The organism is candidate division KSB1 bacterium, from assembly GCA_034506335.1.
In the GTDB taxonomy this organism is placed as follows: domain Bacteria; phylum Zhuqueibacterota; class Zhuqueibacteria; order JANLFK01; family Oleimicrobiaceae; genus Oleimicrobium.
In genome coordinates this window covers 109,203-125,895 of the sequence record JAPDPR010000005.1, presented here as the reverse complement: position 1 = coordinate 125,895, position 16,693 = coordinate 109,203, and the positions used below count along the sequence as shown (strand labels likewise).

Sequence of the window (16,693 nt, the reverse complement as noted above, 5' to 3'; positions counted from 1 at the left end):
GCTTTTGTGGTTGGCGGAGGTGCCGGTTGGTGGCGTCCGCACCAACGAAGGCAATGTGGGGGCCTTGGTGAGTGCGGCGGTTCTGATCATGCTTGCAAGGGGGATGCAGAGGCCCGAAGTGCTACTCTGTGGCTCGCTTCTTTGGGGCTTGGGAGTGGCTTGGGCAGGCGGATGGTTGGTGCGAGGGTGCCGGCGGATCAACACCGTGCTCTTGCACCGCGCGGACGCTTTTGCAGCACGCGGAGACACGCGCGGCGTCTCATTGTGCCACGCGCAGGCCATTGTCCTTTCCTTTGTGGCCGGTGTAGTCCTCACGGGCTTCGGCGTGCTGGCGGGTACGAGGGTGCTCGCTCACGTGGTTAGCATGGTGCCGCCCTCAGCCGATAGGGCCTTTGCGTTGACACCGGCGGTGGTGTTGGGAGCAGGCTTCGGTGCGGTCTGTGCGCTCCTGCTCAGGCGGAAAAACCTATGGGCGCTGGCGGTGGGCCTTTTTGCCGGGCTGCTCCTGCTGCGATGAGGGTTGCCGACCCTATGCGCGAGCTGGTACGTGCGGTCGACCTGTGGCGCGTTTGGTGGCGTTCTTTCTTCATCCAAGGCTCATGGAATTTCGAGCGCATGCTCGCTCTTGGTTTCTGCTCTGCCTTGATCCCCATTGCCAGGAGGGTCGCCGGTACACAAAGCCAGCGGGCGGCCTTTTTGCAGCGCCACCTGCAGTTCTTCAACACTCACCCTTACACCGCATCGTGGGTGTTGGGTGCAGTGGCCAAGTTAGAGCAGCAGGCCACAACGCAGAAATGGCCGGATGACCGCCCCATCAGGTTGTTCAAGGACCGGCTGTGTGGGCCGCTGGGCGCCATCGGCGACACGCTGTTCTGGTCGAGGGTCAAACCTTTGGCGGCGCTCATCGGCGTGGCGGTGGGGATGCATTTCGGCTGGTGGGGACTCGTCGCTTTCGTGGTGGTCTACAATGTTCCTCATTTGTGGTTCCGCCACCATGCGCTATGGCAGGGATTTCGCGAAGGGTTTGACGTGGTGAGGCGTATTTCCGTGCGCCGGTTTCAGCCCTACGCGGATCGACTGGCAGCGCTAGGAGCCTTTGCTTTGGGCGTGGCGTTCGTCTGCAGTACGCGCTGGCTTGGTCCTCATAGCTTGGCCGTGGCGGGAGCCTGTGGCGGCTCCGCGGTCGTTTCCTGTCTGGCGCTGCGGAGCGGGAAGGTCTCGGTGCCCGTGCTGGTAGTGGTGCTGGTAGCGGTGGCGGCAGTTGGCCAGGCCCTCTTGTGAGCGCTGCCAGAGGTGGTGCACGACACAGTTGGCTTCGGGGAGCATGATCGTCAAGCGCTTCACAATCAAGAATCAGTTGGGCCTGCACGCCCGGCCGGCTGCTCTTTTCGTCAAAACAGCGGGCAAGTTCAAGTCCCAGGTCTATGTGTCGAAGAACGAAGATGGCCGCGAGGTGAACGGCAAGAGCATCATGGGTGTGATGATGCTGGCGGCCGGGATGGGGAGTACCATCACCGTGCGCGTCGACGGGGTTGACGAACAGGAGGCCATGGCGGCGTTGGAGGAACTCATCACAGTGCGCACGTTTGATGAACAATAAGCGGGGTGTGAGGTGGAAGTGGAGAAGCGCGAAGAACAGATTCTCCAAGGCATTGCCGCCTCGCCGGGCATTGCCATCGGGCCGGCCTTTGTCCTTGGGGGAGATGTGGTGCACATTTACCCACGGGAGCTGGCCGAGGAAGAGGTGGCTGCCGAAGTGGAGCGGTTCAAGACGGCGTTGGAACAGGCACGCCAAGAACTGGGCCGGCTACGCGAGGAGGTGGCCAGGGATCTGGGTGAGGAGAGCGCACGCGTATTCGAAGTCCATCAAATGATGCTCGAAGACCACACGGTCATCGAGGAGACCATCCGTCGCATTACTGCCGAGCGTAAGAATGCGGACCTTGCATTCTACGAGGTGATGCGGGGTGTGCAGAGCTCATTATCCGCAGGCAGCGATGAATACCTGGGCGCACGCGCTGCGGATGTGCGCGACGTGAAGCGGCGCGTGATACGGCACATTCAGGGGCAACGGCATGACCATTTGGCCCCTCTTGTCGAACCGGCGGTGATAGTGGCCAGCGATCTTTCGCCCTCCGACACCGTGTCGTTAGACAGGAGCAAGGTCCTGGGCTTTGCCACCGACCTGGGCGGACGCACCTCCCATGCCGCGATCCTTGCTCGTTCGCTGGAGCTTCCGTCGGTGGTGGGTCTGCGCAGGGTATCCGCCGTAGTGCACACCGGCGACATGGTCATCCTGGACGGGCTTCGCGGCACGCTCATCGTCAATCCGGGGCCGCAAACCGTCGAGCAGTACCGGCGCCGGCAGGAGGAGTTCACCCTCCTCCAGAAACGGTTGGAGCTCTTGCGCGAGCTGCCGGCTCGCACGTTGGACGGCAAGGACATCGAGCTGTCGGCGAATATTGAGTTTCCCGAAGAGATTGACTCCGTGGTAGCGCATGGTGCCCAAGGGGTGGGGCTTTTCCGCACCGAGTACCTATACCTGTCCGGCAGTGGTCTCCCCACCGAGGAGGAGCAGTACAAAGCCTATCGCATGGTGGTGGAGGGGGTAGCCCCACATCCGGTGATCATCCGCACCTTCGACCTGGGCGGGGACAAGGTGCCGCAGGAGGAGGGGCCACCCGAAGCAAACCCTTTCCTGGGCAGACGGGCCATCCGGATCTGTCTTGAGTACCACGAGCTGTTCAAGACCCAGTTGCGCGCCATCTTGCGGGCCAGTGCGCACGGGGAGGCGCGCCTGCTGCTGCCGATGATCTCCTCCTTGGAAGAGCTGCTCCAGGCGAAACAGATTATCGCCGAGGCCAAGAAGGAGCTGGACGAACGGGGCCAGGACTATAACCGGGACATCGAGCTGGGAATCATGATTGAAGTTCCATCGGCGGCGGTGACTGCGGACCTGCTCGCTGCGGAGGTGGACTTTTTGAGCATCGGCACCAATGACCTGATCCAATATGCCTTGGCGGTCGACCGCGGCAACCAGCGCGTGGCCCATCTTTTCGATGCCTACCACCCTGCGGTGCTGCGCCTGATCAAGCAGGTGGTGGAGGCTGGTCACCATCGAGGGATCTGGGTGGGCATGTGTGGTGAAATGGCCTCCGACCCATTGGCCACCATGCTCCTGGTGGGTTTGGACCTTGACGAGTTGAGCGTCAGCCCGGTTGACCTGCCGCGCGTCAAGGAGATAGTGCGTGCCATACACTACGAGGACGCACGTGCCGTGGCCGAGGCGGCTCTCCGAATGCGTTCGGCGGCAGAGATCAGGGCCTATTTGGCGAAGATGTTGCGCGAGAGGCTTCCTGACTTGATGGAGGGCGCGTGAGGCGCGAAATGGCATCCCAGGAGGTGAAGACGCCACGGTACGAGCTGGACCGTGCGAATATGCGCGGCCGCATCTGCGGTTTTGCAGAGCAACTGACCCATGCAGTGGAATTGGGTCGGCGCACGACCTTGCCGCGTGAGTACGCGCGTGTCGAGGCGGTAGTCTGTTTGGGCATGGGTGGGTCAGCGATCGGAGGTGACCTGCTGCGTTGTTACCTCGCCGACACGCTCAAGGTGCCCCTTGTGGTCAATCGGGATTACCTGAATCCCGCCTTTGTCGGCAGTAAGACACTGGTCATCGCCTCTAGCTACTCTGGCAACACCGAGGAGACGCTCTCCGCCTATGTGCAGGCCAAGGAGCGGGGGGCAAAGGTGTTGTGTATCACCTCCGGAGGGGAGCTGGCGCGTCGCGCACAGGTCGACGGGGTGCCCGTTGTCCTCATCCCAGGGGGTTACCCGCCACGCACCGCACTGGCCTACCTTGCTGTGCCGGCGCTCCTTGCTTTCGAGAAGTTGGGGTTCGTCCCGCCCCAGGAAGAACCCTTGAAGGAATCGGCAGCGCTGCTAAGTAAGCTGGCCCAGGACTACGACCGACCTGAGGCGGGCAATCAGGCACTGGCGGCAGCGGAGCGCTTGGTGGGCAAGCTGCCGGTGATCTATACCACGAGCAGTTGGGAAGTGGTGGGCATGCGCTGGCGCGGGCAACTGTCAGAAAACAGCAAAGTGCTTGCTTACAGCAGCACCCTGCCTGAGATGAACCACAACGAGATTGTGGGCTGGGGCCTGTTGGAGCCAGTGCAGCGGATGGTACAAGTGGTCCTGCTTCGGGACCGGGGCGACCACCCCCGTGTGCAGATGCGCATGGAGTTTCTCAAAGAGCTTGTAGCGCGCCACAGCCACCCTGCCATCGAGCTCTTCGCCCAGGGCCAGTCGCGCCTGGCACGCATCCTGTCGCTGATTCATCTGGGCGATTGGGTAAGCTACTACTTGGCGCTGTATTACGAGGTGGACCCTACGCCGGTCAAGAATATCGAGATGCTCAAGGAGAGATTGAGCAAGTTGTAGCATCGCCGTCTGCATTTGCGGGCGATGGCGGTAATAGAGGCGGTGTGTTTAGGGCACCGCGCAACACATTTCACTTCACCAGGAGAAAAACCACCATGGTAGATGGACTCTTTACCTCGGAGTCGGTGACCGAGGGTCATCCAGACAAGATCGCCGATCAGATCTCCGACGCGGTACTGGACGCGGTATTTGAGCAGGATCCGGTGGGGCGGGTGGCCTGCGAGACATATGTCACCACTGGCCTTGCCCTGGTAGGGGGCGAGATCACCACCGATTGTTACGTGGACATCCCCACTCTGGTGCGGGAAACCATTCGCAAGATCGGTTATACCGACGCGCGTTATGGGTTCGATCATGCGACGTGCGCGGTGATCACCACCATTGACCAGCAGTCGCCGGACATTGCGCTTGGTGTGGACCGCGCCGGGGCCGGCGACCAAGGGATGATGTTCGGTTTTGCCATCAACGAGACCCCGGAGCTCATGCCCCTGCCCATCATGCTGGCGCACAAGCTCACCCGCCGGCTGGCAGAGGTGCGTAAGACAGGCAAGCTGCCCTACCTGCGCCCAGACGGCAAGTCGCAGGTGACCGTGCGCTATGCCGACGGCAAACCCCTGCGCGTGGAAGCGGTGGTGGTCTCGGCACAACATGAACCCGATGTGTCTCAAGAGCAGATCCGCGAGGACATCATTCAGCATGTGATCCTGGCCAGCATCCCGCCTTCGCTCATCCAGCCAGATGTCATCAGGTACTACGTGAACCCAACTGGGCGGTTTGTAATCGGCGGGCCACAAGGCGACACCGGTTTGACCGGCAGAAAAATCATCGTCGACACCTACGGCGGCTATGCCCGGCATGGCGGAGGCTGCTTCTCCGGAAAAGACCCCACCAAAGTGGACCGCTCCGCCTCTTATGCCGCCCGTTACGTAGCCAAGAACATCGTGGCCGCAGGGCTGGCTGATAAGTGTGAGCTGCAGGTAGCTTATGCCATCGGCGTGGCCGAACCTGTTTCCATTAGCGTGGACACCTTTGGCACGGGCAAAATCCCTGAGGCACGCATTGTGGAGCTGGTGCGCAAGCACTTTGACCTCACACCTGGCGGGATGATCGAGATGCTGGACCTGCGCCGGCCCATCTACAAGGCCACCGCGGTTTATGGGCACTTCGGCCGCACGGAGAAGGAGTTCACCTGGGAGCGCACGGACAAGGCCAAAGACCTGGCTAAGGACGCCTAAGGCAGCAAGGGAGGAAACGAGTGGAATACGACATCAAGGATATCGGCCTGGCAGAAGAAGGGGTGCGGCGTATTGCCTGGGCCGATCACGATATGCCGGTATTGCGCCTGATTCGCGAGCGCTTCGAAAAGGAGAAGCCTCTGCAAGGTAAGCGGCTGTCCGCCTGCCTGCATGTGACTGCCGAGACCGCCAATCTGATGCGCACCCTGAAAGCAGGGGGAGCAGAGGTGGTGCTCTGTGCCTCCAATCCGCTCTCGACGCAGGACGACGTAGCCGCAGCCCTGGTGAGCACCTACGGCATTCCCACCTTCGCCATCAAGGGTGAGGACAACGACACTTATTACCGGCACATTCGCGCGGCTATTGCCCACAAACCGGTCATCACCATGGATGATGGCGCCGATTTGGTCTCCACCATCCACTTCGACTACCCGGACCTCTGGCCGCAGGTGCTGGGAAGCATGGAGGAGACCACCACCGGGGTGATCCGCCTGCGGGCCATGGAGCGCGATGGTGCCCTCAAGTTCCCCGTGATCGCCGTGAACGATGCCTTGACAAAGAACCTCTTTGACAATCGGTACGGCACTGGTCAGTCCACCGTAGACGGGCTCATTCGGGCAACGGACATTCTCCTGGCAGGCAAAACGGTTGTCGTGGCCGGCTACGGATGGTGCGGCAAAGGGTTCTCCGCCCGGTGCAAAGGAATGGGTGCCAACGTGGTGGTCACCGAAGTTGACCCCATCCGCGCGTTGGAGGCGGCGATGGACGGCTTCCGCGTCATGCCCATGGCCGAGGCGGCTAAGATCGGCGACCTTTTCTGCACCGTCACGGGGGATATCAATGTCATCCGGCCCGAGCACTTTGCGGTCATGAAAGACGGCGCCATTGTCGCCAACTCCGGCCACTTTAACGTGGAGATCGACATCCCCGGACTGCAGGCTATGGCGGTGGAGTGCCGCAAAGGGGTTCGTCGCTTTGTGGACCAGTACGTGCTCAAGGACGGACGGCGCATCAACTTGGTCGCGGAGGGGCGATTGGTGAACTTGGCCGCAGCCGAGGGGCACCCGGCTTCGGTGATGGATATGAGCTTCGCCACTCAGGCTCTGGCCGCCGAATGGGTGGTGAAGAAGGCAGGGACGCTTGAGGTAAAGGTGCACCGCGTTCCTCCCGAGATCGAAGACTGGATTGCCCGGCTCAAACTCGAGACGATGGGCATCCAGATCGATGAACTCACCGAGGAGCAGCGAGAATACCTTGCTTCCTGGGAGATGGGCACATGAGTATTGCGCACGAGTTGCGCAAAGGCTGGGCATGGGCAGTGTCTCTTGCTGTGCTTTTGTCCTGTGCAATGATTGTCGGATGCGGGCGGAAGAGTGAGCAGGGCGAGGCAATTACCGCTCGGGAGGGGGGAACCATCGGCACCGACTACCAGGCTTTGTGGCAGAAGATAGACCGCCTGCAAGAGCAGATCCGCACTGAGCCCAGCAATGTAGAGCTGCGACGTGGTTTGGTCGAGACTGCAGTGGATTCGGCAGCGCGAGTGGTGTGGGCAGCCGGGCGTGGCCTTGTGCCCCCCGATGCGCGGAGTCGAGCGATAGGCCTCCAGGCAGCCCAGCGCGCCGCTACGGTTGATGCCTACCGCTGGTTGGCATTCCTTCTGAGGTGGAGACAGGACTATCACGCACCAGATTTCGGCTCGCTGGAGGGCACGGTCCCGGGAGCAGTGACAGTGCACTGCGACACCTCCGGCAACGAGGTGCGCGTTCTTGTGCAAGCCCCTCTACCCTGAGCAAGGAGGCGGCAGTTTTCCCTTGCGCGTGGGCTGCGATTTTGATACATTAGGACTCCGCAGCTAATAGGCGATCGTGAGCATTCCCCTTCTACATGATGCGGACGGCCAGCGGTGAGATCCGTGGCGAGGCAACATGGAGCAGTTGGATAAGACGAGGCATACAGGCTGATGATGCAGAGCAAACCACGCACCCTTGCCGCTCTGGTGGGCAACATCTTTGTCAGGACGCGGGGAAAGCAGTATGGCCCCTTCAGCAAGCACGAGCTACGAGACCTGGTCAAGAAGGGGCAGTTTACGGCTGCTGACTTGGTGTGGCATCCGGACCTGGAGGAGTGGATTGAGGCGGCCAAGATAGAAGAGCTGCGCGAGATCTTCCCACAGGTGGAAGCGGTGCCTAAGCAGCGGCGCGTGATCGCCATCGGCGGGGGCAAAGGTGGCGTGGGGAAGACCGTAGTCACCGCCTCCCTCGGTGTGGGGCTTGCCGCCCTGGGTTATCGCGTGGTGATGGTGGACGCAGACCTGGCAGGCGCCAACCTGCACACATGTATGGGCATCCTGGAGCCGGAGTATACCTTCTACGATTTCTACACGTTGCGCCGAGAACGGTTGGAAGACATTATTTTGGACACACCCGTCGCCAACCTGCAGATGATTAGCGGCGCCTGCGGTACCCTTGGCCTAGCTAACCCGCGCTATTGGCAAAAGGTCAAGCTCATCAACCAGCTGCGCGATATCAATGCGGACTTTATTCTATTGGACCTAGGCGCCGGCGCAAGCTACAACGTCATCGACTTTTTCCTCGCCAGCGACGAAGGGATTGCCGTCACGGTACCAGACCCTATGGCGGTGCAGGAGTGCTTCAACTTTTTGAAAATATGCCTCCTGCGCAAGCTGCGGCTCACGTTCCGCAACGAGCCGCAGGTGCTCAAGCTTCTGGAGCAAGACGAACTCTCTCATCCCGGCCTCATCCGATCCACCATGGCGGAGTTGCTCAAGGAGATGCAGGAGGTTGATGCCCACGCGGCGGAAGTGTGCGAGTCGGTATTACAGAGCTTCCGCCCACGCCTCCTCATGAACATGGTCTATGAGCAAGAGGAAGTCCGCGACGGGATGGCAATCAAAGCTGCGGCCGCAGAACTGCTCTCTTTGGACGTTGACTTCTTGGGTTACATCGAATACGACGATAGTGTGCGGGAGTCAGCAAAGCGGTTGCGCCCGTTCATTCTAAATGACCCGCGTTCCAAGGCCTCGCGCAGTCTGGCCAAAATCATCGCCGTCAAGATTCTGGGCAAGGAGGGGTGGGAAGGTCGTCGCTTGGGGCGGCGTCTTCGCAAGGAGGCCAAAGAGAGCGCCCAGGAGTACCCGGAGCCCACATTGGGTGGCAGCGAGACTATCTGCTCGGTGCGCTGCTTCTACTGGGGCGACTGCGAGTATCAGAACGGGGGTCACCCTTGCAGCGTGCGAAGCCTGGAGCCCATGTTTCGGCACCGCTGATTGGGCCTGCGTTTGACGGTCACACGGAGAAATGGAGGGTACACGATGAAGATCCGACCCTTAGGGGATAAGGTGCTGGTGCAACGATTGGAAGAGCCTGCGCAACGTGGTCCCATTGTGGTGCCGGAGACCGCCAAGGAGCGGCCGCAGCGCGGCAAGGTCATCGAAGTGGGCCCAGGCCGTGTCGACAAGAACGGCACGCGCATCCCACCGGCGGTGAAGGTGGGTGACACGGTCCTGTTTGCCAAGTGGGCCGGCAATGAGTGGACCATCGAGGGCAAAGAGTATCTTTTCTTGAGCGAAGATGAGATTTTAGCTGTGCTGTAGTTCAGATCGTGGCGCCAAGCCAGAGCTCGAAACCAGAAAGCACCCGCACTCCGCACATCCTCGCCAAAGGGCCTCGCTGGGAATGGGGGGTGATCGATCTTGAGGCAGGAGGGGTTATGCCCTCCGCTTTGGCCAGGAGGCCCGGCGTTGATAACGCCCCCCTTCGCACACCGTGTGGGCAGAGCGAAACCGTGTGCGTTCCCCACCTCAATCGGCTATGTCTCCATCGAGGCCTCGCGTGGTAGGCCTTGCTCATTTTTGTCTTGATTCTGTCCAGAGCTCCCATAACTGGCCGAAGACCTGCTCCAGCGTCGGTGCCAAGAGCTCGGTGTGGGTACTGGTCAGGTCGGCCTCATTGTCGAACACCACGTACGGCACTCGATGGCCCCTAATAGCAATGAAATGGGGGTCAGCAGCGGTTAGTTCTTCCCAGTCGTTGGTCTTGTAGTAGTATTCCATCTTCTCGTCCGGCAGCGAATGGTAGAGGATCGAATCTTCCATGCCGGGACGGGCCCTCAGGCGATTCTTCCGCAGCGACTCCTCGTAGGAGACTTTGATGTAGACGATGCCCGCCCTCTTCAGGATGTCGTCGCTCAGATAAGAAAATGCCTCGCGAAAACCGTTCTTGCCGCCCCGCGCAAATTCCACAATAGCCGTAGTGTGGTCATGGTAGGCGGGGTCGCGCGCTATTTTTTTCGCGTAGGCCAGGTTGATGCGCTCGATAAACAGGTTCCACACCCACTCGTCGGTGAAGTAATAGCGCTCATCGGTCCACAGGCGTTTGCGGCCGTGTCTGCTCAGGATGTCATCGATTTCAAAAGTTTCCCAGACGTAGGGAAAGTCGTCGAACTCCTCGAATTGCCCGATGTGAAAGCGGCGAATGCGCTGCTCCGGCTCTACCTTCTTCAAGAAATCGATGACCTCCGACTTGCCCGCTGCGGGCCTGGCCACCAAGATGACGACGTCGAACGTTGACTTTTGCGGGAGTGTCATAGCCTGTTTCCTCCTTGTTCTGTCACCCTTTGATGGCCGATGACGGGACGGCGCGCCATAAACGGGTCATCAGAAAGGCACCAATGACAGCAAAGCCCATGATGCTGTAGGCCCAGGCGCCCCAGCCCAGGGCATCCAACATGCGCCCCATGGCAAAGCCGACGAACCCGGCTGCCAAATATTGGCACCCGTCCAACATCCCGGTGGCACTGGCTGCTCCTTTGCGCCCACCAAAGTCCATCGACGAGGTGCCGGACAGGATACCGTGGACGCCATTGATGAAAAAGTTGACCACTACGATGAGTGCTGCTGCTGCCCACGCACTTCCTGCCTGAGCCAACACGAAAAGGAACAGTACCTGGCCGCAGTAGAAGAGGAAGGCCACGGGCGGTCGGCGGGAGCCAAAGACTTTGTCCGAGAGAAAGCCGCTGGCGAACCCCCCTGCAATCCCCGCCAACGGAATGCCGGTTGCCACAAACCTGAAAATGGCGGTGTCCTTGCCCACTTGAAACACGTTGTCCAGGTACTTGGTCCACCACGCCAGCACGCCCGAGCGAACAAAACCCGTGCAAAACTCGGCCATGGCAATGGTGATGAGAATGGGGTTGGTGAAGATTTTCTTGACGATAAATCCCCAGTCCACCGGTGCGTCATCGCCATAGGAGGCATCGTGCGTCTCCAATTCCGGGAAGCCGGCCTCCTGTGGTGTGTCTTTTAGGGCAAAGATGTCGATCAGTGCCATGAAGGCGATCGCGGCTGAGGGGATGAGAAAGACGTACTGCAAAGGGAGGTGGACCAGGATAAAGCCACCAACGCCGTAGGCGAGGTAGTAGCCACCCTGGATCATTGCGCCGAAGATGGCGCCGAACACGCCCCGCTCGCGCACGTGGAACCAGTGCGCATTGACCTTGACGATGGAGATGGCGCCAAAGCTCTGAAAGTAGCTGTTCACCGCGAAGAGCATGGCCATCGTGACTAGGACCTTGAACGGCCAGCCGGACAGCCCCAACATCACTCCTATGGCCAAATTCATGGCTACCGTGCCCGCGGCGCCAATGAGCATTGCTCGCTTGCCACCGATCTTGTCCGTAAGAGGCCCATTGAAGATCAAGCTCAAGGCGTAGGTCCAGAAGCCGGCAGTGATGATCCACCCGATCTGTTCGTTGCTCCAGTTGAACTGCTTACACAGCTCCGGATTGGCGTTGTATAGGTTGTAGCGCCCCATGTAAAAGGTGGCGTAAGTCAACCCTAAGGGGAACCAATTGGCAAACCGCCGCAAGCGGAATGCCCTCGAATGACGTGGGGGACCCTGACGTACCTTGGCCTCACTCATCTGCTCATCCCTTTCCGCTGCTGGTGTACGCTGCAAGTCATCGTCCCAACCTGACTCTCATCCCCAAATCCTGCAAACATCAGTCGATCCCTGAGCCACCGCGGGTGGAAGTAGTAGGGACTCAAGCGCATGTTGATGGCGTGCTCTCATGCCAGCTTCCGTACCTACGACTTCTTCCCCTCGTGGATATCCTTCATCTCCTCCTCGGAGGAGGGGACAGTCGCGAAGGGGTTGATGGTGTTGAGCGCTCCCTGCTGTTTCTCCTCGTGAGTACTGTACTCTTCCACAATAGTGTCCCCCGCGAACACAACCTGTTTGAAAAACAACGGTTGGGGCCCACTCACGCTCACTGGTGGCCACCGAGCGCATAGGAGGGACAATTCCACGACACCCAATCATGGACGCAAAGGCGGAACCATTCTCGTGCGGCTCGGGGGACTGCCAATTGGACTGAGAGCATGCGACGCTGTTAAGGCAGAGCAGCAATTCTTGCGCCGCTCGGTGAGTTGGACCACACCAGAGCCTAAACCGAGAATCTCCCAAGAGACGAAGACGGGATCGGAAGACCACGCACTATCCCACTCTCCTAAACCTGCCCTCCACCTTGGAGGAGACCCGGCGGTGCTTACTGATATAGTCGATGACCACATCGGAAAGCAGCAAGCCGGTGTTTTCCACATGCCTCGGCTCGAATCCGAGGTATCGCTGGGCCTGGCCGTAAATGACAAAGTCTACGGTTACCCCGCGGTAAGTGGCGCTGGGGCTGATGGGCTTTCCGCGCACAGAGGCAGCGACCACTTGCGCTTTCCCATTCACCGCTCGGTAGGCACACGTGATCCCTGACACCTGCATGAGCCCCCCCTGTTGCGACGCTACGTTGGTTGCGTTGAGCTCCAAAAAAGTGAGAAGCTCTTTTCCGCTACACTCAAAGACCACGAGGGTGTTGGCGAAGGGGAGGAGTTCCACGATATCCAGCTTGCGCAAACGTCCGGCTTTAATGCTCTTGCGGATTCCGCCGCTGTTAATGGTCGCAAAATCGGCCCCCACTGCTTTGCGCATAACGTCGGCCACAAAGTTGCCCACGTTGCTCTCCCCGTACCGGGAGCCGCGCCAGTCAGTGAGCAACTCGCCGATGACCTGCCCGTAGTCCTCCTCTATGCGGCGTTGGCAGCTTTGGACTAGCTCTGCCATTTGCGCGTCCGGGTTCTTGACGCTGTCCACCAGCAGGGGGATGAGCCATCCACGGAAGCTGACCACTGAGTCGGCGGCGACTTGGAGATCAAGTCGGCCGAGGCTCTGCAGATTTGAGCCTGCTTGGGCGACGATGACCCCATTGACACGCTCCGGATGTGGGACGCGGGTGTGGCTGTGGCCGCCAATGATGACGTCTGCCCCGTGGATTACCTTCGCTAAGGCTTGATCCTCCTCGTACCCTTGGTGTGTGAGAAGCACGATGAGGTCAGTGATTGGATCCAGCGCGTCGATGGCCCTTTGCGCTGCCTGGGCCACATCTTCCACGCGCAGACCTTCCACTTGCCGGCGTGCCACCTCCTCGAACAGCTTTTCAAGAGTGAGGCCGATGATGCCCACGCGGAGGGGACCTACCTCGTAGACTTTGTACGGCAGGGGGGCGAACAGGGAATCGCCCCGCCAAAGGTTTGCGCTCAAGACATCAAAGTGAGCCAGGGCGATGAGTTTCTTAAGGTTCTCCTGCCCATTGTCAAACTCGTGGTTGCCGATCGTAGAAGCGTCGTAGCCCACAAGGTTCATCATCTCGACCATGCTTCCGCCCCGTGCCCCATTGTACTCCATGTTCGAGATAGGAGTGCCAGTCATAAAGTCGCCCGCATCCAGGAGGAGCACCGGTTTGCCCTCAGCCCGTACCTTTTGGACGAAGTACTGTAAGGCCACCATGCCGCCTACCTGGGGCCGGCCTTGTTCAGAGGAGGGCGGAATGAACTGTGCGTGCATGTCATTGGTATGGAGAAGAATGAGCTCCGCAGGCGACTGAGCGCCCACAGTACCGACTATGGCGAGGAGGATCAGGAGCACTGAGACGATTCTTGTTTTCATCCACCCTTCCTTTCAATATAGCGATGCGGTTCCATGCAAGATTGTCGCAGCGCGTACGTAAGCGAAGTTAGAAAAGTCGGCGTAATTTTGCAATGAAAAAGTGGGCTGGCACACAACCGGCGATTCTTTTGGCTTGATTTTCTTTGCGCATTTTGGTAACTTGACAAGCGTTCCACTGAGGGACCCTGGACTAGTTGAGGAGGGATCAGAATGCGTGGGCAGGTCGTGTTTGTCGCGGCGCTTGCACTGCTATTTGTCGCGTCGTGCGCCAGGAAGGAGAAGAAAGTGGAGTGTCCTACTTTAACTGCGCAACAGATCGAGGAGCTCAAGGGAGCAGTGAAGGCGATGCCTCTTGAGCCGGTGAACGCCAACGAGGTGGCGGTCATGAAGACCAACCTCGGCACGATGGTCATAGGTTTCTTCCCGGATAAAGCCCCGCTGCATTGCGCCGCGTTCAAACGCCTGGTGAATGCGGGGTTCTACAACTGTACCAAGTTCCACCGGCTCATCAAAGACTTTGTAGTGCAGGGGGGCGACATTTTATCGCGTGACGCGGACCCTGGCAACGACGGCACGGGCAACCCAGGTTACACGCTACCGGCGGAGTTCAACGATGTGCCGCACGATAAGGGAATCTTATCCATGGCGCGGACGCCGGACCCCAACAGCGCCGGAAGCCAATTCTTTATCTGCTTGACGCGTGAGCGCACTGCATTTCTGGACGGCCAATACACCGTCTTCGGCCGGGTCATCGAGGGGATGGAAGTGTTAGACAAAATTAACGCCCTAGAGACGGTACAGGTGAGCCCCCAGATGGCAGTGCCAAAGACGCCATTGGTCCTAGAGGAAATCCACATGGAGCAGCGATAGGTGCGGTCGAGGCTCCTGGTGTTGACAGTGCTGTTCGGGGGCGTGGTCTCCGCATGGTCGTACGCCGCGAGCGGTGGTCATGCGCAGGCACGTTACTGGATTTTTTTTGTGGACAAAGGGCCGATGCCCAAGTCAGTGCGCGAGACGGTTCAGTTACCTCCGCGTGTACTATGGCGACGGGCGAAAGTGCTTCCCCCAGGACAACTGGTCGACGAATGCGACCGGCCTCTCTATGAGCCCTACCTGGAAAGGCTGCACAGTTTGGGCGTGCGCCCTGTGCTCAGTTCAAGATGGCTCAATGCCGTAAGTGCCCCCCTTGATGAGGGACAGCTCGCGGCGGTACGAAAGCTGCCCTTCGTCAAGAAGGTGCAGCCCGTGGCCATGCGTCGCCGCCTGCCAGAACCGGAGGCTGCCCCAGGGTTTCAACCCGTGCCCAAGCCTGGCGTGCAAACTTATGAGTACGGCCCTTCGTTACAGCAGAACGCGCTGGTGAGGGTGCCGGAGGTGCACAACCTGGGCATTGACGGCACAGGTGTGCGCATCGGGATGTTAGACACGGGGTTTCGCTACCAGCTCAGCGAGGCCTTCCAACGCCTGCGTGTGGTTGCCGAGTTTGACTTCATCAACGGCGACAGCGTCACCCATAATGAGGAAGGCCAGGATGTCTCCAGCCAAGAGGTGCATGGTACCGGTACGCTCTCGGTCATAGGCGGTTTCTCCCCGGGTCGGCTCATTGGCCCGGCGTTTGGCGCCGAGTACGTGCTTGCCAAGACGGAGTATGTGCCGAGCGAAACACCAGTTGAAGAGGACTTTTGGGTGGCCGGCCTGGAATGGTTGGAGTCCATGGGTGTGGACGTGGTATCCAGCTCGCTGGGTTACTTGGATTGGTACACGTACCAGGATATGGACGGTAACACGGCGGTGACCACCAGGGCTGCAGACATTGCGGTGCGCAAGGGTGTGGTGGTGGTGAACAGCGCCGGCAACGAGGGAAACAGTTCCTGGCGTTACGTGATCGCGCCGGCGGATGGAGATAGTGTGATTGCCGTGGGGGCGGTCGACGACAACGGCGTACTTGCCCCCTTTAGCTCGCGGGGGCCCACTGCTGATGGGCGTGTCAAACCCGACGTGGTAGCGATGGGAGTGCGGGTATACATGGCTGGGCCGCTCCATGCCACGGATTTCCGTTTGGGCAGCGGCACATCTTTCTCGTGCCCAATGGTGGCCGGAGTTGCCGCGCTGATCTTGGCCGCTCACCCTTGGCTCACGCCGATGCAGGTGGGAGAAGCACTCCGGCAGACCGCAGACCGCGCGGGTCATCCGGATAACGAGTACGGCTGGGGTCTGGTCGATGCCTGGAGAGCCGTCCTGTACTATGGCCCTGCGTTCACTCCGTTTCCGACGGTGCGTGCAATTGGAGAGGAGGACTCGGTGGAGGTCCTCCTTGCTGTAGCCGGGGACCCGCCTATCCGCCCAGACGGGGTTATGGTGTACTGGGGGGAAGACAGCACTGCGCTAGAAATGCTGGTAAAGATGGGCCCAACAGAAAGGGAACATCACTATGTAGCAAAGCTTCCGGCACCCCGGGAAGGCCGGGTGCTCTACGTGTGCTTTGCGGCACAGGACGTGCGGGGGCGCATAGCCGTGCACCCGCACGATGCCCCCCAAAGCCTGTTTTGCGCCCAGGCGGGCGACTCGAGCCTGCGCCTGTTGCGCTTGCCTCAGGACTCCACAGCGCCGCCCGGGCAGAGGGTGCCCACCAGCTTCATTGTGCATCCCCTTTACCCAAATCCGTTTCCCGCTGCCGGACGCCCCTACACGACGGTGGAGATCGAATTGCCTGAACCGCGAGTTGTTTCTGCAGCCATCTACGACTTGCTAGGGCGGCGCGTGGCGTCCCTCTTGGATTCAAGGCCCCTGCTGCCCAGGGTACATAGATTCAGCTGGCACGGCAAGGACGACCAGGGGAGGGAACTGCCCTCGGGCGTGTATTTTTGTCGGGTGGAGGCGGGCCAGCACGCAACAGTGCGCAAGCTCGTCAAGGTGCGGTAGGGGGGATTGCCAGGGTTTTGCATTGCCACATGGCGCGTGCCGTGGCGGTTATTTGTGGCTTGAAAAAGTGGCGGAGAATTC

The 16,693-nt window shown here is 60.0% G+C and carries 16 protein-coding genes; 12 read left to right on the top strand and 4 right to left on the bottom strand.

Annotation, left to right across the window (positions count from 1 at the left end; all coding sequences use genetic code 11):
• From ONB25_03405 to ONB25_03360, 10 genes are all read left to right on the top strand, one after another.
• Positions 1-517: PTS sugar transporter subunit IIC (locus ONB25_03405; GenBank protein MDZ7391934.1), on the top strand; the 517-nt coding region annotated here is incomplete at its 5' end.
• A 14-nt stretch (positions 518-531) separates the two neighbouring features.
• Positions 532-1,281 carry a PTS system mannose/fructose/sorbose family transporter subunit IID gene (locus ONB25_03400; GenBank protein ID MDZ7391933.1) on the top strand — a complete coding sequence of 250 codons (750 nt, stop codon included), beginning with the start codon at positions 532-534 and terminating at the stop codon, positions 1,279-1,281.
• 43 nt (positions 1,282-1,324) lie between these two features.
• A complete protein-coding gene (locus tag ONB25_03395; protein ID MDZ7391932.1) occupies positions 1,325-1,600 on the top strand; it encodes an HPr family phosphocarrier protein in 276 nt (91 codons plus the stop codon).
• Between the two features lie 18 nt (positions 1,601-1,618).
• On the top strand, positions 1,619-3,379 hold the full coding sequence (ptsP, locus tag ONB25_03390) for a phosphoenolpyruvate--protein phosphotransferase (GenBank protein MDZ7391931.1): 1,761 nt from the start codon (positions 1,619-1,621) through the stop codon (positions 3,377-3,379).
• The gene (locus ONB25_03385) at positions 3,376-4,443 is read left to right on the top strand and encodes a bifunctional phosphoglucose/phosphomannose isomerase (protein ID MDZ7391930.1); all 1,068 of its coding nucleotides are present in this window, start codon (positions 3,376-3,378) and stop codon (positions 4,441-4,443) included. Before ptsP ends, ONB25_03385 begins: the two co-directional genes overlap by 4 nt.
• A 95-nt stretch (positions 4,444-4,538) precedes the next feature.
• Complete coding sequence (metK, locus tag ONB25_03380) at positions 4,539-5,678, top strand: methionine adenosyltransferase (protein ID MDZ7391929.1); 1,140 nt, start codon at positions 4,539-4,541, stop codon at positions 5,676-5,678.
• Between the two features lie 20 nt (positions 5,679-5,698).
• On the top strand, positions 5,699-6,958 hold the full coding sequence (gene ahcY / locus ONB25_03375) for an adenosylhomocysteinase (GenBank protein ID MDZ7391928.1): 1,260 nt from the start codon (positions 5,699-5,701) through the stop codon (positions 6,956-6,958).
• Complete coding sequence (locus ONB25_03370) at positions 6,955-7,467, top strand: hypothetical protein (protein ID MDZ7391927.1); 513 nt, start codon at positions 6,955-6,957, stop codon at positions 7,465-7,467. The genes ahcY and ONB25_03370 overlap by 4 nt, the downstream gene beginning before the upstream one ends.
• Before the next feature lie 171 nt (positions 7,468-7,638).
• A complete protein-coding gene (locus ONB25_03365; GenBank protein ID MDZ7391926.1) occupies positions 7,639-8,964 on the top strand; it encodes a P-loop NTPase in 1,326 nt (441 codons plus the stop codon).
• Between the two features lie 45 nt (positions 8,965-9,009).
• Positions 9,010-9,291, top strand: a complete 282-nt coding sequence (locus ONB25_03360) for a co-chaperone GroES (protein ID MDZ7391925.1) — start codon at positions 9,010-9,012, stop codon at positions 9,289-9,291.
• A gap of 252 nt (positions 9,292-9,543) precedes the next feature.
• On the opposite strand, the gene ONB25_03355 is transcribed toward ONB25_03360, so the two are convergent.
• From ONB25_03355 to ONB25_03340, 4 genes are all read right to left on the bottom strand, one after another.
• On the bottom strand, positions 9,544-10,284 hold the full coding sequence (locus ONB25_03355; GenBank protein MDZ7391924.1) for a hypothetical protein: 741 nt from the start codon (positions 10,282-10,284) through the stop codon (positions 9,544-9,546).
• A gap of 22 nt (positions 10,285-10,306) precedes the next feature.
• Positions 10,307-11,617, bottom strand: a complete 1,311-nt coding sequence (locus ONB25_03350; GenBank protein ID MDZ7391923.1) for an MFS transporter — start codon at positions 11,615-11,617, stop codon at positions 10,307-10,309.
• Between the two features lie 164 nt (positions 11,618-11,781).
• Entirely contained in the window at positions 11,782-11,967 is a 186-nt protein-coding gene (locus tag ONB25_03345) for a hypothetical protein (protein ID MDZ7391922.1), read from the bottom strand.
• A 223-nt stretch (positions 11,968-12,190) separates the two neighbouring features.
• Positions 12,191-13,690 carry a bifunctional metallophosphatase/5'-nucleotidase gene (locus ONB25_03340; GenBank protein MDZ7391921.1) on the bottom strand — a complete coding sequence of 500 codons (1,500 nt, stop codon included), beginning with the start codon at positions 13,688-13,690 and terminating at the stop codon, positions 12,191-12,193.
• A 210-nt stretch (positions 13,691-13,900) separates the two neighbouring features.
• Here ONB25_03340 and ONB25_03335 point away from each other — a divergent pair, with 210 nt between their 5' ends.
• A complete protein-coding gene (locus ONB25_03335; GenBank protein ID MDZ7391920.1) occupies positions 13,901-14,560 on the top strand; it encodes a peptidylprolyl isomerase in 660 nt (219 codons plus the stop codon).
• On the top strand, positions 14,561-16,612 hold the full coding sequence (locus ONB25_03330) for a S8 family serine peptidase (GenBank protein ID MDZ7391919.1): 2,052 nt from the start codon (positions 14,561-14,563) through the stop codon (positions 16,610-16,612).
• Positions 16,613-16,693: the final 81 nt, after the last annotated feature.